We start from the raw sequence: 16,986 nt of genomic DNA, 5'->3' as shown, positions 1-16,986 counted from the left end.
GGCGACCCGCCGAGTGCGGCAGGGGAGGGTCTACCCGAGCCGACGCTGGAAGATCAGGCGCTGCGACGGCTTGAAGCCGCAGCGGGCGAGGAAGCCCAGCAGGCTGAAGCTGTCCCAGGCCAACTGGGTCTGCACCTTCTCGACACCCAGCGACGCCAGATTGGTGAGCAACTGGCTCATCAGGGCACGGCCGACGCTGTGGCGGGCATAGGCCGGGTCGACGCCGATAGTGTCGAGCACGGCGGTGGACTGGGCGCGGCCGAACTCACCGTATTCGGTGCGGGCCATGACGAAGCCGGCGAACAGGCCGTCGATCTCGGCGACCTGGGAGACGCGCACGCCGGATTCCTTGGTCACCTCGGCGATCTTGCGCTTGTAGTAGGCCGAGCGGTCGCGCCGCGTGACCTTGCGGTCCACCGACACGATGAAGGGGTAATCGGCCTCGGTCAGCGAACGCACCGGGATGCGGTCGCGCGACAGGGCGGCGTAATCGTCGCCCGACGGATCGGACAGGTCGACTTCGTCGCTGTCCCTGACCTGCTGGGCCAGGGGAGCCTCGAAATCCGACACGTTGTCGGTGCTGCGCTCCAGGACCAGCCGGGGAGCCAGCTCGAAGCCGGCGGACTGGAAGAAGCGGGTGATGCCGTGCTCGGTCCAATCGGCCTGGCTGACCACTTCCTTGATGCCGCGCTTCTTCAGCGCGTCCTCGAGGGCGGCCATCAGCTTGCGGCCGAGGCCGTGGCCGCGCTGGTCGGGATCGACGCCGATGGTGTCGACCACGCCCACGGGGCCGGAGCCGCCGAATTCGCCGTCCAGGATGTGGGCATAGGCATAGCCCTTCAGCACCGGGCCGTCGGCGGCGGCGATGGTGACGAAGCTGGTCGGCTCGGACGTGGCGGCCGCCATGCGCTTTTCGTGATAGTTGCGGCGTGGCTTGCCGGTCAGGCGGCGATCAAGCTCGATCACGCGCTCCAGGTCGGTGGCAACGATGTCGCGGATAGTGGTGGTCATGAACTCGCGAACCTCCCCCGTCTCTTGGGTCCACCGGACTGGTTTGGGCGGGAGCCGGCACTTGACGGCGTCCCTTGGCGGGCGGTACCCTGTTAAATGAATAATTCGGTACTATAATACCGAAATCAAATCGGTGGTCAAGAGGAGCGTATCATGAAGTGGGAGTTTCCTGGACGGGTGGCGGTGGTCACCGGCGGAATGCGCGGAATCGGGCGCACCATCGCCGACGGTCTGCTGGCCGGAGGGGCCGAGGTGCACGTCTTCGACCGCGAGACCGGGGACCTGCCCAAGGGCATGACGGCCCATGCGGTGGACGTGTCCAACTCCGAATCGGTCAATGCCGCCTTCGCACGGATCGGCAAGCCGGTTCACCTGCTGGTCAACAACGCCGGCATCACCCGCGACCGCACGCTCCTGAAGATGAGCGACGAGGAATGGGGCTCGGTGATCACCGTCAACCTGACCAGCGCCTTCAACACCATCCGCGCCGCCGGCCCCGGCATGGTGCAGGCCGGCGTGGGGCGCATCGTCAACATGATCTCCATCAACGGCCTGCGCGGCAAGATGGGCCAGGGCAATTACGCCGCCTCCAAGGCCGGCATGGTCGGCCTGACCAAGACGGCGGCCAAGGAACTGGGCGGCAAGGGCGTCACCTGCAATGCCGTGGCGCCCGGCATGGTGCTGACCGAGATGACGCTGAAGCTGGACCAGCAGTTCCGCGATCGTGCCCTGGCCGAGGCGGCGCTGTCCATCCTGCCCGACACCACCGATATCGCCAACGCCGTGCTGTTCCTGCTGTCCGACGCCGCCCGCTGCATCACCGGCGAGGTGATCAAGGTGGATTCGGGGCAGTATATCTGACGTTCAGAGGCCCAGAATCTCGGACGCCCGCGACACCAGAATCTTGTCGATGCGGCGTCCGTCCATGTCCACCACCTCGAAGCGCCAGCCGTCCTTGACGAAGTGGTCGCCGGCCGACGGGATGGCGCGGACCTCGGACAATATGAAGCCGGCGGCGGTGTCGTAATCGCCGCCGCCTTCCTTCATTACCCGGCAGCCCAGCCGCTCGGCGGCCAGATCAACCGCCACGTCGCCGTCCAGCAGCCATGAGCCGTCCTCGCGCTCGGTGATGGTGCCCTGGTACTCCTCGCCATGCTCGGACAGGCTGCCGAGGATCGAGCCCAGGATGTCGGCGGCGGTGACGATGCCCTCGACGCTGCCGTACTCGTCCACCACCAGCGCCATGTGGATGTCCGACTGCTTCAGCACGTCGAGGACGTGGAGCGCCGGGGCGTTGTCGTGCACCACCGCCAGCGGCTTCACCGCCGCCGCCACGTCCAGGGGACGGCCGTCCAGGGCGGCGTCGAGCAGATCCTTGGCCTGGACCACGCCCAGCGTCTCGTCGACGCCGCCGCGACAGACCGGCAGGCGCGAATGGAGGCAATCGCGGAGCGTCTTGCGGATGTCGTCCGCCTCCCAATCGAGATCGATCCAGGCCATATCGGCACGCGGCGTCATGATCCCCCGGATGCGGCGGTCGCCGAAGCGCATGACGCCGGCGATCATCTCCTTTTCCTCGGGCTGGAAGACGCCGCTCTCGGTGCCCTCGGCGATCATGGCCCGCACTTCCTCCTCGGTGACCGTCTGGTCGTCGGATTTGCGGATGCCCAGCAGGCGGACCAGGGCATGGCTGGAGCCTTCCAGCAGCCACAGCAGCGGCGCGGTCAGCCGTGCCACCATGGCCATGGGGCGCGCCACCCGTTCGGCGATGGCCTCGGGATTGGCCAGGGCGATGTGCTTGGGCACCAGTTCGCCGACGATCAGCGAGGCATAGGTGATGGCGCCGACCACCACGGCCATGGCGACGCCCGGCGCCGCCGTCGCCGCGAAGGGGAAGTGCAGGGCGATGGCTGCCCCCAGCTGGTCGGCCAGGGTGGCGCCGGAATAGGCGCCGGCCAGGACGCCCACCAGGGTGATGCCGATCTGCACCGAGGACAGGAAGCGGGTGGGGTTGTCGGCCAGGGCCAGGGCGGCCTTGGCCCCCTTGGATCCCTCGGCGGCGCGGGCGGCCAGCCGGGCCCGGCGGGCGGAAACGATGGCCAGCTCGGACATGGCGAAGCAGCCGTTGAGGACGACCAGGGCGATGATCACGGCGATTTCGAAGGCGAGGCGCATGGAGGGATGATGCCTGATTCCGTCTTCCGGGCCACCATGGATTCGCCATAATCCCGGATCACCCTGATATTGCCATCGATCCCCCTTTTGCTACTCTGGAAAAGGGGAAGCAAAGGATTTTGTTAAGAACCATTCGCTAGAGTGGTGATGATGGGAAGCAGGCGAAAGGACGACGCCATGTGGTCTTCCGTCTCCGATACAACCTTGTCGGGCCTAATGGCCCTAAAGCGCGCGCCGATTTCTCGGGGGCGCATGACTGGTTTGCGGAAATTCTCGTCCTCCCCTGATGAATTCCGCCAAACCAATCCAAACATGAGGGAAAGGATCCCGCTTCCGGTTCGACTTTGACCCTCTCGATGGAGTGACGATATGCCCAGCAATGACGATATCTTCACCCGTTACTCGCGAGCCTACGAGGGTCGCAAGGACGTGGAACTCAGCCTTCTGGAATATCTGGAAGGCTGCCGTGACGACCCCATGATGTACGCCTCCGCCGCCGAGCGGATGATCGCCGCCATCGGCGAGCCCGAGGTGATCGACACCGCCAAGGACGCGCGTCTGTCCCGGGTGTTCATGAACCGCACCATCAAGGTCTACCCCGCCTTCTCGGAATTCTACGGGATGGAGGAGACCATCGAGCGCATCGTCGGCTACTTCCGCCACGCCGCCCAAGGGTTGGAGGAAAGGAAGCAGATTCTCTACCTGCTGGGTCCGGTGGGCGGCGGCAAGTCGTCCCTGGCCGAGAAGCTGAAGGCGCTGATGGAGGTCTATCCCATCTACGTGCTGAAGGCCGGCAAGGAGATCAGTCCGCTGTTCGAAAGCCCGCTGGACCTGTTCGATCCGGAAGGCATGGGGCCGGTCCTGCTGGACAAGTACGGCATCCCCCGCCGCCGTCTGCCCGGACTGATGAGCCCGTGGGCGGTGAAAAGGCTCGAGGAATTCGGGGGCGACATCTCCAAGTTCAAGGTCGCCAAGATGTATCCGTCCCGGCTGAAGCAGATCGCCGTGTCCAAGGCCGAGCCGGGCGACGAGAACAACCAGGACATCTCCACCCTGGTCGGCAAGGTGGACATCCGCAAGCTGGAGATGTTCAGCCAGAACGACCCCGATGCCTATTCCTTCTCGGGCGGGCTGAACCGCTGCACCCAGGGCCTGCTCGAATTCGTCGAGATGTTCAAGGCCCCCATCAAGATGCTGCACCCGCTGCTTACCGCCACCCAGGAAAGCAACTACATCGGCTCGGAGAATATCGGCGCCATGCCGTTCCTGGGCACGGTGCTGGCCCACTCCAACGAGGCGGAGTGGCAGACCTTCAAGAACAACCGCAACAACGAGGCGTTCATCGACCGTATCTGCGTCATCAAGGTGCCCTATTGCCTGCGGGTCACCGAGGAACTGAAGATCTACGACAAGCTGATCGACACCTCGGAACTGGTGGACGCGCCCTGCGCGCCGGGCACGCTGGAGATGCTGTCGCGCTTCGCGGTGCTGTCGCGCCTCAGGGAGCACGAGAACTCCAACCTCTATTCCAAGATGCGGGTCTATGACGGCGAGAACGTCAAGGAGACCGACCCCAAGGCCAAGCCCATGCAGGAGTACAAGGACGCCGCCGGGGTGGACGAGGGCATGGACGGCATCTCGACCCGCTTCGCCTTCAAGGTGCTGTCGTCCACCTACAACTACGACACCCATGAGGTCTCGGCCGATCCGGTGCACCTGATGTACGTGCTGGAGCAGGCCATCCGGCGCGAGCAGTTCCCCGAGGATACCGAGAAGAAGTACCTGGAGTTCATCAAGGGCGAGCTGGCGCCGCGCTACGCCGAGTTCATCGGCAACGAAATCCAGAAGGCCTATCTGGAGAGCTATCACGATTACGGCCAGAACCTGTTCGACCGCTATGTGGATTACGCCGATGCCTGGATCGAGGATCAGGACTTCAAGGACCCCGATACCGGCCAGTTGCTGAACCGCGACCTGCTGAACCAGGAACTGTCCAAGATCGAGAAGCCGGCCGGCATCGCCAACCCCAAGGACTTCCGCAACGAGGTGGTCAAGTTCGCGCTGCGCTCCCGCGCCGCCAATGGCGGCAAGTCGCCGTCCTGGACCTCCTACGAGAAGATCAGGGAAGTGATCGAGCGCCGCATGTTCAGCCAGGTGGAGGAACTGCTGCCGGTGATCAGCTTCGGCTCCAAGAAGGACTCGGATTCCGAGAAGAAGCACTCGGAATTTGTCGAGCGCATGATGAGCCGCGGCTACACCGAACGCCAGGTCCGCCGGCTGGTGGAATGGTACATGCGCGTGAAGCAGGCGGGATAAGGTCCCCAGCGTCCCCCCTCTCCCGGCTCTACCGGGGGAGGGGGCGGAGAGGGGGCCAAAGGCGATCGAGGGACAAGAATGATGAACATCATTGACCGGCGCCTCAATCCCAAGGGTAAAAGCCTCGCCAACCGGCAGAGGTTCCTGCGCCGCGCCCGTGCCCAGATCGTCAAGGCGGTGCGCGATGCCTCCGGATCACGCTCCATCCAGGACATCGCCAACGGCGAGAAGATTTCCATTCCCGCCGACGGCCTGCGCGAGCCCACCTTCCGCCGCTCCAACGACGGCGGAGTGCGCGACTACGTGGTGCCCGGCAACAAGGATTTCGTCGAGGGCGACCGCATCAGGAAGCCGGAACAGGACGGCGGCGAGGGCGGCGGCTCCGAGGGCAGCCCCGACGGCGAGGGCCAGGATGATTTCGCCTTCGTGCTCTCGCGCGACGAGTTCCTCGATATCTTCCTCGACGACCTGGAACTGCCCGATCTGGTCAAGAAGAAGCTGAAGCAGACCGAATCCACCACGCCGACGCGGGCGGGCTATTCGGTGACCGGTTCGCCGGCCAATCTCAACGTGGTGCGCACCATGCGCAACTCGCTGTCGCGCCGCATCGCCCTTAACCGGCCCAAGCCGGCCGAACTGGCCGAGGTGGAGGACGAGATCAAGGCGCTCGAGGAATCGGGGGCCGATCCCGAACGCCTGTCCCAATTGCGGGTGGAGTTCGACCGGCTGGTGGCCAAGGCCCGGCGCATTCCCTATATCGACCCGTTGGACGTGCGCTATTCCCGCTTCGAGCACGTGCCCAAGCCGGTGACCCAGGCGGTGATGTTCTGCCTGATGGATGTGTCGGGCTCCATGACCGAGCACATGAAGGATCTGGCCAAGCGCTTCTTCATGCTGCTCTACCTGTTCCTGACCCGGCGCTACCGCAACGTGGAGGTGGTGTTCATCCGCCACACCCACGAGGCAGAGGAGGTGGACGAGGACACCTTCTTCTACTCCACCGAGACCGGCGGCACCGTGGTGTCCACCGCGCTGGAGGAGATGCGCAAGGTGATCGAGGACCGTTACTCCCCCGCCGACTGGAACATCTATTGCGCCCAGGCGTCCGACGGCGACAACACCTCGTCCGACAACGCCAAGACCGCCGGATTGCTGGAGGAGGCCATCCTGCCCGCCACCCAGTACTTCGCCTATATCGAGGTCGGCGCCGAGTACAAGGACTGGCTGGGCCGCGATTCCGATCTGTGGCGCACCTATAAGGAGGTGGCCAAGACCGCCGACAACTTCGCCATGCGCCGCGTGCGGGTCAGAAGCCAGATCTTTCCGGTGTTCCGTGACCTGTTCGCCAAGGAACGGGGCGATAACGCCGCCTGGTCGGGTGGGGACGAGGGGGAGGCGAATCCATGAGCGACCAATTGCTGTTCACCGGCGCCGACTGGGATTTCGAGAAGGTGAACCGGGCCTACGACGCCATCGAGCAGATCGCCAAGGGCGAGATGGGCCTGATCACCTATCCCAACCAGATCGAGGTGATCACGGCGGAGCAGATGCTCGACGCCTATTCCTCCATCGGCATGCCCCTGATGTACAAGCACTGGTCGTTCGGCAAGCATTTCGCCCGCGACGAGACCATGTACCGCAAGGGCATGCGCGGTCTGGCCTACGAGATCGTCATCAATTCCAGCCCCTGCATCAGCTACATCATGGAAGAGAATTCCATGGCCATGCAGACCCTGGTCATCGCCCACGCCGCCTTCGGCCATAACCACTTCTTCGCCAACAACTCCCTGTTCCGGCAGTGGACCGACGCGCGCGGCATCCTCGACTACATGGAGTTCGCCAAGAGCTACATCGCCAAGTGCGAGGAGCGCCACGGCCACGCGGCGGTGGAGCGCGTGCTGGACGCCGCCCATGCCCTGATGAGCCACGGCGTGCACAAATACCCGAGGAAGCGTACTCCCGACCTGCGCGACGAGGAGAAGCGGGCCGCCGAGCGCCGCGCCTATCAGGAGCAGATGTTCAACGACCTGTGGCGGACGGTGCCCAAGAAGGCGGCGGCCAAGATGGGCTCGCAGGAGCTGGCCGAGCGCAAGCGGCGCCTGGGGCTGCCCGAGGAAAATATCCTCTATTTCCTGGAAAAGCTGGCGCCCCGGCTGGCCGACTGGCAGCGCGAGATCATCCGCATCGTGCGCAAGATCAGCCAGTACTTCTATCCCCAGAAGCAGACCAAGATGATGAACGAGGGCTGCGCAACCTTCACCCATTACACCATCGTCAACCGGCTGCACGAGATGGGCAAGCTGTCGGACGGGGCCATGCTGGAAATCCTGCACTCCCACACCTCAGTGGTGTTCCAGCCCGATTTCGACGACCGGCGCTATTCCGGCATCAATCCCTATGCGCTCGGCTTCGCCATGATGAACGACATCAAGCGCATGTGCGAGGAGCCCACGGCGGAAGACCGCGAGTGGTTCCCCGATTTCGCCGGCAACGGAGACCCCTACGGCACCCTGCGTCAGGCCTGGGCCGATTACCGCGACGAGAGCTTCATCCTGCAATACCTGTCGCCCGCCCTGATCCGCAAGCTGCGGCTGTTCAAGATTCACGACGAATCCGACAGCCCCCACATGGACGTGGCGGCCATCCACAACGAGCGCGGCTACCGCGAGGTCAGGAAGGCCCTGGCCCGCAATTACGACATCGCCCATCTGGAGCCCGACATTCAGATCGTCGACGTGGATTTGGCCGGCGACCGCCGGCTGATTCTCCATCACTTCGTCGAGAACGGCCTGATGCTCGACGAGTCCGAGACCATCCGGGTCCTGCGCCACATCGCCAATCTGTGGGGCTATGAGGTGCGGCTGCTGGAAATCGAATCCGGCAGTGACGTGGTGCTCAAGACCTACGAGGACGTGGCGCCGACCACCGATCTATAGATGCGCCTTGCGCTCGGCCATGATGGCCAGCGCCTGGGCCACCCGGCGAAGCGGAACCCGCCAGCCGCCGGCCGGGTCGGGCCGGAACACCCGCACCGAGGCATACCAGGGGCTGTCCTCGCGCCCCTCGGGCCAGCGCCAGTCGAAGCCGTGGGGCAGCAGGGCCATCACCGGTTTGCCCAGGGCGGCCGCCAGGTGAAGCTGGACGGTGTCGCTGCCCACTACCACGTCCACCCCGGAAATCAGCGCCGCCATCTCGGCCAGATCGGCGGGCTGGGGAATGGGGCGCTCGACCAGGGCGTCGGCACCTTCCGCCTCGATGCGCTCGAGATGGACCTCGTCGGCCAGTGCCAGCAGGGAGAAAGCCGGATCGATCCCCAGGACCAGCATGTCGCCCAGCGGGCAGCCGGCCTCGCCCCTTCGGCCGCCCCAGGTCAATCCCACCCGCAGGCGGGTGTCGCGCATGGAACGGCGCCCGCGCCCGGCCACCAGATAGCCGCCCGAGCCCGAGGGACGGGCGGCATCGGCCACGCCCAGCAAGCCGGGCAGGGCGGCGAGGCTGGTGCGCATCCGGCAGGGCGGCAGGGGATCGTCCTCGCCCGCCACCTGCTCGATACCGGGCAGATCGGCCAGGAGCGCCGCCAGTTCGTCGGGACACGCCAGGGTGACCAGCGCCCCCTTTCCGGCCAGCAAGGGCAGGAAGCGGGCCAGCAGGACGGAATCGGCCAAATCCCCGGTCACCTCGACCAGCAACGGAGTGGCGACCACGTCGCCGCCATCCCATTCCGGTAGTTCCGGGGCCCGGCTGGGTGGTGCCGGGCGGCGGGCCAGCAGGGGCAGTCCTTCGGCCAGATTACCGGCGCCCAGCAGGATCTGGGCCAAGGCCCAGTCATATCCGGGGTGATCCGGTGTCAGGGCGCGGACCCGACGCATCAGCGCCTCGGCGTCGCCCAGGCGACCCTGATCGCGGCGCAGCAGGGCGAGGTCGTGCAGCAGCTCGGCGTTGTCGCTGTCGGCCGCCAGGATTTCGCTCAGCAGGGCATCCGCCTCGTCCAGCCGTCCCGCCAGACGCAGCACGCCGGCCAGATTGCTCATGACCGCCGGATGGCGGGAGATTTCCACCGACCGGGTGAAGCTGGCGATGGCGGCGCCGGGCTTGCCCGCCATGTGCTGCAGCACCGCCAGATTGGCGTTGGCCATGGGACAGAAGGGATCGATGGCCAGGGCCTGCCCGTACAGACGGGCCGCCTCGGTGACCTGCCCGGCCGCCTGCAGGGCGGGGCCGGGCTGGGCCATGTGGACGGCCCGTTCGGCCTCGGCCCCGATCTGCTCGGACGAGGGCGGAAGGCTGGGGGGACCGTAATGGGCGGCGGGAGCGATCCCCGGCGCCAGGGCCAGCACCGGTCCCGGCCGGCCGTCGAAGGGAACCGGCGCCCCGCAGGCCACGTCCTCGGCGAAGCGCCACAGGCTGTAACCCGCTTCGGCCAAGCGGTCCGCCGCCGCCGAGCCTTCGCGGTGCTCGAGGGTGACGATGGCGGCCCGTCCGGCCAGCCCGGCGACGATGCCGTCCTCCCATCCCGGCTGGTCCACCCGCACCACCACACGGCACTCGGCCAGCTGTGGCCGCTCGTCCAGCAGCCTGCCGAGCGGCACCAGGGGCGTGGCCGTCGGGACCCAGTCGGGCAGGGCGAAGACGCGGGCACCGCCCCGCATCTGGCGGGACGCGAGCACATGACCGGATTCGGCCCCGGCGGCGGCGGCGATCACCTCCACCTGCTCCTCCAGGCCGGCGATGGCGATGCTGTCGCGCAGCATGGCGGCCTCTCCCGGTGAGGGCTCCAGGGCGATGACCAGCAACTGGTGGCCGCATTGCTCCTGCGCCTCGAACAGATGCCGCCCGCTGCCCGCCCCCACATCCACCAGCAGGTCGCCGGGGGCGAGGTGGGCGGCCAGGAAGGCCTGCATGGCCGCGTCGCCGCCCATGGCGCGCCGGCGCTGCTGCTCGTACCGTTCGGCCGTCAGCTGGGCCAGCATCTCCATGCGCCGCCGCACCTCGGCCAGCGGTGCTTCCCACCGGCCCGGCGCCGGCTGGCGCAGCAGGAACATCTCGGGATACCAGGGAGAGTCGTCGCGGCGGCGCATCCAGCGCTCGTGGGCGGTATGGGGCAGCAGCAACAGGACCGGCTTGCCCATGGCGGCGGCCAGATGGGCGACGGGACCATCGGTGGCGACCACCATGTCCATCTCGGCGATGCGGCCGGCCAGATCGGCGAAATCCGAGACGGTGGGCGACAGGTCGGTGATCAGGCCGGGATCGGCCCGCAGGCGGGCCTCGGCGGCTTTCGGTCCGGTTTGCAGCGAGAACAGCAAGGTGCCGGGCACCGTCGTCAGGTCCAGGATCCGGGCGAAGGCGATGCAATCCTCCGGGCGGTCTCCGGCCCAGGCGATGCCGACCTTGAGCTGGGTGGCGGCCGGTACCCGGATACGGCGGATGCGGTGGGGCGGCGGCGCCAGATAGGGGGCGGCGGGAATGGAAAGTATCCCCACCTCCAGCAGTCCCGGCAGGTCGTCCAGTGACGCGGCGTAATCGGCGATGAAGCCGTCGGGCAGCGGCAGGTCCAGGGGCAGGACCCGCGCCACGCCGGGCAACGTCTCCAGCAACGGCGCCAATTCCGGCTGGACCACCAGGGTGATGTGGGCGCAGCGCTCGGCGAGGACGGGAATGAAGCGCGCCATCATCAAGGTTTCGGACAGGCCGGACTCGGCGTGCAGCAGGAGGTGGGTCCCCTCCAGGTCCTGGCCCTCCCACGGGGCGCCGGGGAAATGGGGACGGGCGGCGCCGGGCAGGCGGTGGCGCCATTGGGCGTCCTCCCAGGACTCGGCGAGGCGGCCGTTCAGCATCAGCAGGCGGGCGCGGGCCATGTGGGCCGCCGCATCCTCGTCGTCGAGGGCCAGGGCGCGATCCATGTGCTCGGCGGCCTCGTCGACCCGCCCCTGATCGATCAGCGTCTCGGCCAGTCCCACCCGGTGGGCCGGTTGCTCGGGATCGAGGATGATGGCGGCGTGAAAGGCGTCGAGCGCGGCTTCGCCCTCGCCCCTTCGGGCCAGCACCCGGCCCAGCGCCGCCCAGGCGGGGCCGTACCCCGGATGCAGTCTCAGCGCCCGGCGCAGGGTGGCCTCGGCACCGGGCAGGCGTTCCTCATCGGCCAGCAGGCGGGACAGGCCGCACCACACATGGACGGAATCGGGACGCTCCATCAGCAAGATGTCGATGATGGCGTGGGCTTCGTCGGGCTGGCGGAGCTGGCGCAGGGCCTCGGCCAGCTCCAGGCGGCAGCCCACGTGCTGGCGATCCATCTCCAGCAGGTCCAGGCAGAAGCGCAGCGCGTCGCGCGGCTTTCCCGCCAGCCGACAGGTTTCGGCGGCGGCCAGCCGGGCCTCGGAATGGCTGGGATCGAGATCGATGATGCGGCGATAGGCGTCCAGGGCCGGTTCGGTATCGCCATAGCGGCGGGCAACAATGGCCTCTTGCCACAGCGTCTCGATGATCGCCGCGTGCTCGGAGATGTCGGCGAATTCCAGATCGAGGTCTTCGATTTCGCTCATGGGGCAAGTCAAACCCGCCCGCCGACGCGAATCAAGGGCAAACCTACTCGGCGGCCCGCCTTCCGCCTTCCGGAGTATCCAGGCGCCGCAGCATCTCCGCCATCTCGGCCCGGACCTCGGCGGCGGCCTTCAGCTTGATATGGCCGAAGCCCCGGATGCGCCGGGGCGCCGAGGCGATCTCCACCGCCAGGGCGTGATTGTCGGGGGACAGGCGGGCCAGGATGGTTTCGATGGCGGCTTCGAACTCGGCGATCAGCCGGCGTTCCAATTTGCGCTCAAGGGTACGGCCGAACGGGTCGAACGCGGTGCCGCGCAGGCCCTTGAGGCGGGCGAGAACCGGCATCAGGCGCAGCACCCACGGCCCGAAGCGGCGCTTTTCCGCCCCCATGAAGGGCGGCGCCAGATGGATTTCCAGGCGTTTCCAATCCTCGAACTGCTCCTTCAGCGAGGAGACGAAGGCCGGATCGGAATAAAGCCGCGCCACCTCGTACTCGTCCTTGTAGCTCATCAGCTTGGCCAGGGAGCGGGCCACCGCCTCGGTGAGATCCTCCGTGCCGGGCAGGGCGGCGTTCTCGGCCGCCCTGACCCGGTCCACCAGGGCGCGGTAGCGGGATGCCCAGGCGGTGTTCTGGTAGCCGGCGAGGTGGATCACGCGGCGCTCGATCAATTCATCCAGGCTTTCCGACAGGCGGCGATGGTCGTTGCCGCCCACCGGCGGCGCGGCGATGCGCTCCACCTGGGACGGATCATGGGCGGCGAGGCGGCCCCAGCGGAAGGCCTGGACGTTGAAATCGACCATGGCGCCGTTCAACTCGACGGCCCGCAGGATGGAGGCCTCGGCGAGCGGAATGCGGCCCTTCTGCCAGGCATAGCCCACCAGGAACATATTGGTGGCCAGGGCGTCGCCCAGCAGGGTGGTGGCCAGCCGCGTCGCCTCGATGAATTCGGCGTTGCCGCCCACCTGATCGCGGATGGTGTCCTCCATGCCGTGGGCCGGGAAGTCCAGGTCGGGGGCGTGGGTGAAGGTGGCCGGCATGGATTCGTGGCGGTTGACCACGGCGAAGGACGCGCCGGGCTTCAGCTTGGCCAGGGTATCGAAGCCGGCGGCCACCACCATGTCGCAGGCCAGCAGCAGCCGCGCCTGACCGGCGGCGATGCGCACGGCGTGCAGGCGGGCGGGATCGTCGCAGATGCGCACATGGCTCATCACCGCGCCGTTCTTCTGGGCCAGTCCGGTCTGGTCCAGCGAGGTGACGCCCTTGCCCTCCAGATGGGCGGCCATGCCCAGCACCTCGGCCACCGTCACCACCCCGGTCCCGCCGATGCCGGTGACGATGATGCCGTAGGGCTCGGCGGCGCCCGGCAGGACGGGCAGCGGCAGGGCGGCGGTGTCGGCCTCGCCCCGGCCCTTCAGCCGGCGGATATGGGCGCCCCTGACCGAGACGAAGCTGGGACAGAAGCCTTTGACGCAGGAGAAATCCTTGTTGCACGACGACTGGTCGATGGCGCGCTTGCGGCCCCATTCGGTCTCGACGGGGATCACCGCCACGCAGTTGGACTTGACGCCGCAATCGCCGCAGCCCTCGCAGACCTTCTCGTTGATGAAGATGCGCTCGTCCGGGTCGGGCATCAGGCCGCGCTTTCTGCGGCGGCGCTTCTCGGCGGCGCAGGTCTGGTCGTAGATCAGCACGCTGACGCCTGATTCCTCGCGCAAGTTCCGCTGCAGGGAATCGAGGTCGTCGCGGTGATGGATGGTGGTCCCCAGGGGGAAGCGGCCGGACGGGTACTTGCCGGGGTCGTCGGAGACCACGGCGATGCGGTTCACTCCCTCGGCCCGCACCTGGGCGGCCATGGCGGCCACCGAGAAGCCGGATTCGGCGGGCTGGCCGCCGGTCATGGCCACGGCGTCGTTGTAGAGGATCTTGTAGGTGATGTTCGACTTGGCGGCCAGGGCGGCGCGGATGGCCAGCGAGCCCGAGTGGGTATAGGTGCCGTCGCCCAGATTCTGGAACATATGCCGGCGCGAGGTGAACGGCGCCTGACCGATCCAGGTGGCGCCCTCGCCGCCCATATGGGTGTAGGTCAGGGTCTCGCGGTCCATCCAGGTGGCCATGAAGTGGCAGCCGATGCCGGCCATGGCCTGGCTGCCCTCAGGGATGTTGGTGGAGGTGTTGTGGGGACAGCCGGCGCAGAAATAGGGGATGCGGGAAAAGCCCTGGGGAATGGTGGCGAGGCGCCGTTCCTTGTCGGCCAGGAAGTCGAGGCGCTCCTTGACCCTGAGCGAGGTGTAGAAGCGGCCGATACGCGCCGCGATGACGCGGGCGATCATGGCCGGCGTCAGCTCGCCATAGGGCGGCAGCACCCAGGCGCCGCTCTCGTCGTGCTCGCCGATGACGCGGGGGCGGACGTCTTCGCGCCAATTGTAGAGCTGGGCCTTGAGCTGCTCCTCAATGACCGAGCGCTTTTCCTCGACCACCAGAATCTCTTCCAGCCCCTCGGCGAAGGCGCGGATGCCGCTGGGCTCCAAGGGCCAGCTCATGCCGACCTTGTAGAGGCGGATGCCGATCTCGGCGGCGTGGCGCTCGTCGATCCCCAGGTCGGCCAGGGCCTGCATGACGTCAAGATGGGACTTGCCGGTGGTGACGATGCCGAAGCGGGGTACGGGGGAGTCGATGACGGTTCGATCGATGCGGTTGGCCTTGGCGAAGGCCAGCGCCGCCGGGATACGGTGGGCCATCAGGCGGTGTTCCTGCTCCAGGAACTTGTCGGGCCAGCGGATATTGAGGCCGCCGGGCGGCATCTTGAAATCCTTGGGCGCCACGAAAACCTGGCGCCAGGGATCGACGGTCACCGAGGCCGAGCTTTCCACCGTCTCCGAGATGGCCTTCATGCCCACCCACAGGCCGGAGAAGCGCGACAGCGCCCAGCCGAACAGGCCGAAATCCAGTATCTCCTGCACTCCGGCGGGATTGAGGACCGGCATCTGCGCCGCCATGAAGACCTGCTCGCTCTGATGCGCCAGGGTCGAGGACTTGGCGCCGTGATCGTCGCCGGCCAGCACCAGCACTCCGCCATGGGCGGCGCTGCCGGCGGAATTGGCGTGCTTGAACACGTCGACGCTGCGGTCCAGTCCCGGCCCCTTGCCGTACCACATGGCGAAGACGCCGTCATGGGTGGGGCCTTGGAACAGGCCGATCTGCTGCGTTCCCCAGATGGCGGTGGCGGCCAGATCCTCGTTGAGGCCGGGTTGGAAGCGCACGGCATGGCGTTCCAGATGGGCCGCCGCCCGCCACAATTCCTTGTCCAGCCCGCCCAGCGGAGAGCCGCGATAGCCGGAAACGAAACCGCCGGTGTTCAGGCCGGCGGCCCGGTCCCGCAGGTGCTGCAGCATGGGCAGCTTGACCAGCGCCTGGATGCCCGACAGATAGATGCGGCCGTGGTCCTGGACATACTTGTCGTCCAGGGTGACGGTGGTGGCGACGGTCATGGCGGCCTCTCCGCTACCTCATGTCCTGAAGGTGGTGGCGGAGCCCGACGGTGGGAAGGGCGACGGGAAAAATAGCAATGAACGCAATGGGCGACCCGTGGCGCAGCAAGGAAATTACCGCCGGATGACGAAATGCGGGGGATGATTTCTGTTCCCGATCAAGCTATATGAAAGCGCCTGCGTCTGAAGGGGTCCCAGGATGACCATTCTCGTTACCGGCGCTGCCGGCTTCATCGGCTACCATACCTCGCTGCGCCTTCTGGCGCGGGGCGAGCGGGTGCTCGGCGTCGATTGCTTCAGCCCCTATTACGACGTCAGGCTGAAGCAGGCCCGGCTGGACCAGTTGCGCCGGCATGACGGTTTTTCCTTCGTCCAGGCCGATATCGCCGACCGGGTCGCCATGGCCGAGGTGGCCAAGGCCTATCCCGGGGTGACCTCCTACATCAATCTGGCCGCCCAGGCCGGGGTGCGTCATTCGCTCACCGCTCCCTTCGACTACACCCACTCCAATATCGAAGGCCATCTGGTGATGCTGGAGATGGCGCGGGCCAATCCCAAGTGCCGCCATTTCGTCTATGCCAGCTCGTCCTCGGTCTACGGCGCCAACACCAAGTTGCCGTTCTCGGTCGAGGATCGGGTGGACACGCCCATCTCGCTGTACGCCGCCTCCAAGCGGGCCGGCGAGCTGATGAGCCATTCCTACAGCCATCTGTTCCGCATTCCCACCACGGGACTCCGCTTCTTTACCGTCTATGGACCCTGGGGGCGCCCCGACATGGCCGCCTACCTGTTCGCCGACGCCATCATCGCGGGCCAGCCCATCAAGGTGTTCAACAACGGCGACATGCGCCGCGACTTCACCTATATCGACGACATCGTCTCGGGCGTGGTGGGGGTTCTCGACAATCCGCCGGCCGACGACGGCAAGACGCCGCCCTATCGCCTCTACAATATCGGCAACAACAATTCCGAGCGGCTGATGGACTTCATCGGGCTGGTGGAAAGCTCGCTGGGGCGCAAGGCAACCTGCGACTTCCAGCCCATGCAGCCGGGCGACGTGAAGGAAACCTACGCCGACATCTCGGCCATTCAGCGCGACGTGGGCTTCGCGCCGACCACCCCCATCTCGGTCGGCGTCCCCCGCTTCATCGAGTGGTATAAGGGCTACCACGGCCTGTGAGGCCGGGCGGCGGGAGCCTGGGGCTCTCGCTCCTTACCCTTTGTCCCCCGTGTCTACTTCGTCTTGGTAATAGCCTTATCCAGCCATGTGGATAGGAGAATGAACGCCACGACGACAAACACCCCAAGGCTTCCCAGAACCCACAGGTCTCCCGCCGAGAAATCGTTGGAGGTTCCCTGGACCATGAACTTGCTGATCAGCATCCAAAGGACGATGGGGGCGGCCATGAAGGCCACCAGGACGTAGGGGAGGTATCGCATGATTTCTCCGTGAGT

The 16,986-nt window shown here is 66.7% G+C and carries 10 protein-coding genes; 5 read left to right on the top strand and 5 right to left on the bottom strand.

Translation table 11 applies throughout. From position 1 onward, the window contains the following. Window positions 1–30 precede the first annotated feature (30 nt). Window positions 31–1,011, bottom strand: coding sequence for a GNAT family N-acetyltransferase (locus CP958_RS12080; RefSeq protein WP_096702202.1), 981 nt, complete (start codon window positions 1,009–1,011; stop codon window positions 31–33). A gap of 153 nt (window positions 1,012–1,164) precedes the next feature. Here CP958_RS12080 and CP958_RS12075 point away from each other — a divergent pair, with 153 nt between their 5' ends. After that, entirely contained in the window at window positions 1,165–1,872 is a 708-nt protein-coding gene (locus tag CP958_RS12075) for an SDR family oxidoreductase (protein WP_096702201.1), read from the top strand. 3 nt (window positions 1,873–1,875) lie between these two features. Here the strand turns inward: CP958_RS12075 and CP958_RS12070 are convergent, their stop codons facing one another. Next, window positions 1,876–3,186, bottom strand: coding sequence for a hemolysin family protein (locus CP958_RS12070; RefSeq protein WP_096702200.1), 1,311 nt, complete (start codon window positions 3,184–3,186; stop codon window positions 1,876–1,878). 369 nt (window positions 3,187–3,555) lie between these two features. Here CP958_RS12070 and CP958_RS12065 point away from each other — a divergent pair, with 369 nt between their 5' ends. From CP958_RS12065 to CP958_RS12055, 3 genes are all read left to right on the top strand, one after another. Then, a complete protein-coding gene (locus CP958_RS12065) occupies window positions 3,556–5,502 on the top strand; it encodes a PrkA family serine protein kinase (RefSeq protein ID WP_096702199.1) in 1,947 nt (648 codons plus the stop codon). Between the two features lie 81 nt (window positions 5,503–5,583). Continuing rightward, window positions 5,584–6,909 (top strand): YeaH/YhbH family protein, encoded by a 1,326-nt coding sequence (locus tag CP958_RS12060; RefSeq protein WP_197706400.1) that lies wholly within the window; start codon window positions 5,584–5,586, stop codon window positions 6,907–6,909. Next, window positions 6,906–8,438, top strand: a complete 1,533-nt coding sequence (locus CP958_RS12055; protein WP_096702197.1) for a SpoVR family protein — start codon at window positions 6,906–6,908, stop codon at window positions 8,436–8,438. Before CP958_RS12060 ends, CP958_RS12055 begins: the two co-directional genes overlap by 4 nt. Here CP958_RS12055 and CP958_RS12050 read toward each other — a convergent pair. Both CP958_RS12050 and CP958_RS12045 read right to left on the bottom strand, forming a co-directional pair. Further along, window positions 8,433–12,044: a tetratricopeptide repeat protein gene (locus CP958_RS12050; protein ID WP_096702196.1), complete on the bottom strand. Its 3,612-nt coding sequence runs from the start codon at window positions 12,042–12,044 to the stop codon at window positions 8,433–8,435. The genes CP958_RS12055 and CP958_RS12050 overlap by 6 nt on opposite strands. Before the next feature lie 43 nt (window positions 12,045–12,087). Continuing rightward, a complete protein-coding gene (locus tag CP958_RS12045) occupies window positions 12,088–15,531 on the bottom strand; it encodes an indolepyruvate ferredoxin oxidoreductase family protein (RefSeq protein ID WP_096702195.1) in 3,444 nt (1,147 codons plus the stop codon). 199 nt (window positions 15,532–15,730) lie between these two features. Here CP958_RS12045 and CP958_RS12040 point away from each other — a divergent pair, with 199 nt between their 5' ends. Next, window positions 15,731–16,711: an NAD-dependent epimerase/dehydratase family protein gene (locus CP958_RS12040; protein ID WP_096702194.1), complete on the top strand. Its 981-nt coding sequence runs from the start codon at window positions 15,731–15,733 to the stop codon at window positions 16,709–16,711. Window positions 16,712–16,764: 53 nt separating this feature from the next. Here CP958_RS12040 and CP958_RS12035 read toward each other — a convergent pair whose 3' ends face one another. Continuing rightward, on the bottom strand, window positions 16,765–16,971 hold the full coding sequence (locus CP958_RS12035; protein ID WP_096702193.1) for a hypothetical protein: 207 nt from the start codon (window positions 16,969–16,971) through the stop codon (window positions 16,765–16,767). Window positions 16,972–16,986 lie beyond the last annotated feature (15 nt).

This window comes from Magnetospirillum sp. 15-1 (assembly GCF_900184795.1).
In the GTDB taxonomy this organism is placed as follows: Bacteria; Pseudomonadota; Alphaproteobacteria; order Rhodospirillales; family Magnetospirillaceae; genus Phaeospirillum.
This window is presented reverse-complemented; position numbering and strand designations above follow the sequence as displayed.

Bases quoted from the DNA above. Each gene is read 5' to 3' on its own strand.
- CP958_RS12080 (WP_096702202.1), bottom strand. From the start codon at position 1,011: ATGACCACCACTATCCGCGACATCGTTGCCACCGACCTGGAGCGCGTG.
- CP958_RS12075 (WP_096702201.1), top strand. From the start codon at position 1,165: ATGAAGTGGGAGTTTCCTGGACGGGTGGCGGTGGTCACCGGCGGAATG.
- CP958_RS12070 (WP_096702200.1), bottom strand. From the start codon at position 3,186: ATGCGCCTCGCCTTCGAAATCGCCGTGATCATCGCCCTGGTCGTCCTC.
- CP958_RS12065 (WP_096702199.1), top strand. From the start codon at position 3,556: ATGCCCAGCAATGACGATATCTTCACCCGTTACTCGCGAGCCTACGAG.
- CP958_RS12060 (WP_197706400.1), top strand. From the start codon at position 5,584: ATGAACATCATTGACCGGCGCCTCAATCCCAAGGGTAAAAGCCTCGCC.
- CP958_RS12055 (WP_096702197.1), top strand. From the start codon at position 6,906: ATGAGCGACCAATTGCTGTTCACCGGCGCCGACTGGGATTTCGAGAAG.
- CP958_RS12050 (WP_096702196.1), bottom strand. From the start codon at position 12,044: ATGAGCGAAATCGAAGACCTCGATCTGGAATTCGCCGACATCTCCGAG.
- CP958_RS12045 (WP_096702195.1), bottom strand. From the start codon at position 15,531: ATGACCGTCGCCACCACCGTCACCCTGGACGACAAGTATGTCCAGGAC.
- CP958_RS12040 (WP_096702194.1), top strand. From the start codon at position 15,731: ATGACCATTCTCGTTACCGGCGCTGCCGGCTTCATCGGCTACCATACC.
- CP958_RS12035 (WP_096702193.1), bottom strand. From the start codon at position 16,971: ATGCGATACCTCCCCTACGTCCTGGTGGCCTTCATGGCCGCCCCCATC.